Source organism: Streptococcus oralis (assembly GCF_001579175.1).
Lineage (GTDB): Bacteria > Bacillota > Bacilli > Lactobacillales > Streptococcaceae > Streptococcus > Streptococcus oralis_O.
This window is the reverse complement of record NZ_KQ970760.1, coordinates 412,930-414,586: the sequence shown is the minus strand read 5'-3', so window position 1 is coordinate 414,586 and position 1,657 is coordinate 412,930. Positions and strand designations below refer to the sequence as shown.

Below are 1,657 nucleotides of genomic sequence, written 5' to 3'. Positions count from 1 at the left end.
CCCCACATAATTAACCACACGAACTTCGACATCCGAGTGGGCCGCAATCTGACGTGCTGCTTGGTAGATCTGAGTAGCTAACTCACGACTTGGAGCAGTAATGACCGCCTGCACACTATCACTAGTTTCATCTAATTGCTGGAAAATTGGTAACAAGAAAGTATGAGTCTTTCCAGAACCTGTTTTTGATTCACCAACCAAGTCACGACCTGCCAAGACTATAGAAATTAACTTATCTTGAACCTCTGTAGGAGTCTCAAATTTCAACTCCTCCAAGGCTTCTGCTATATAATTTTTAAATTGAAATTTCGTAAATGACATGCTATCCTCGATTCTATTCATCTAACCATTATACCATATTTTGAACATTTTCAGTAGTTAAGTCCGACTAGCAAAAAATGAAAGGGAACAATCCCTTTCATTTTCTATTTCCAGTTTAAAATGGCATTCAAACCATAATGATCACTGACTTGTGGACCATTCTGCCCATCAAAAACCACATGCAAACTTTCTACTTCTAACTCTTTCGTTGTAAAGACATAGTCAATTCGAAGCGGTTCGGTATTGCCTTTCCAACCATCAATTTCTGGTGGTACTGTATAGCTACCACTTCTCTCCTTGGCAACTTCAAAAGCATCTTGTAACTCTAGAGGACTAGCTAGGATAGCTTGATAACCTTCCTGACCAGCTGGATTATTGAAATCACCTGCTAATATTAGAGGTCTCTTCAAATCTTTCAGTACAGCCTCGAATCGTGCCCATTCTTCCTGAAAACCTTTATCCCACCATGAAAGATGGACGCTTGCAAGAGCGAGTTCCTTGCCTTCAACTTCTGTCTCTACCAAGGCAACACGGCGAGTATGATAGTCTGTTGGATCATCTACATCCGAAACTAAAATTTCTCTGGCTTCAATAGGTGTCTTGGATAAGATAGCTACTCCCTCATGGTAGCGGTCATAACCGATATGGTTATAGGCCCAAGTCCAGTAGTAGTTTTTCCCTTTCTCAGACAATTCTTCAACCAAAAGTCTAACATAGTGGTCTTGGTGAATTGGCTCTGACGCTGGCAAAGCTTGATAGAGGTCATTAACCTCCACCTCAGGAGAAGTGATTTCCTGATTGATTTCTTGGAAACAAATCAAATCATAGTCTTTATCAAGAATATCTTGGAGCAAGAGCTGGAATTTTTCTTCTGCTTCTTTCTCCATCCAACTATGGGTATTGAGTGTTAAAAATTTCATGCTTTTCTCCTAAAACAAGAGGTTGGAAAACAGCTTCCAACCTCAAGTATATTACAATTCTACTTTTGCAACTGCTGTTTTCGCTGCAAGAGAACCAGTTTGTTCTAATTTAACAGATTTAATCGCTTCGGCATTTGTGAAGACAACTACTGTTGAAGTTTCACGATCTGCTGCACGGATAGCATCCAAGTCAGCTGTAACAAGAAGATCACCAGCAGCAACCTTTTGTCCTTCAGCTACGTGAACTGTAAATGGTTTTCCTTCAAGACTTACTGTGTCCAAACCGATGTGAACAAGTACTTCAAGACCTGCTTCAGTCACAAGACCAAGAGCATGTTTAGTTGGGAAGACACTTGATACAGTACCAGAAACTGGAGATACGATATTTCCATTTGCTGGTTCTACTGCAAAACCGT

At 40.4% G+C, this 1,657-nt stretch carries 3 protein-coding genes; all 3 read right to left on the bottom strand.

The features are described from left to right. Positions 1 to 321 (bottom strand): DEAD/DEAH box helicase (locus SORDD24_RS06365; RefSeq protein WP_155720140.1); only part of this gene is annotated, 321 nt, incomplete at its 3' end. Between the two features lie 104 nt (positions 322 to 425). After that, positions 426 to 1,241 (bottom strand): endonuclease/exonuclease/phosphatase family protein, encoded by an 816-nt coding sequence (locus SORDD24_RS06360; RefSeq protein WP_061408766.1) that lies wholly within the window; start codon positions 1,239 to 1,241, stop codon positions 426 to 428. 51 nt (positions 1,242 to 1,292) lie between these two features. Beyond that, the coding region (locus SORDD24_RS06355) for a PTS sugar transporter subunit IIA (protein WP_196757277.1) at positions 1,293 to 1,657 on the bottom strand (365 nt) is incomplete at its 5' end.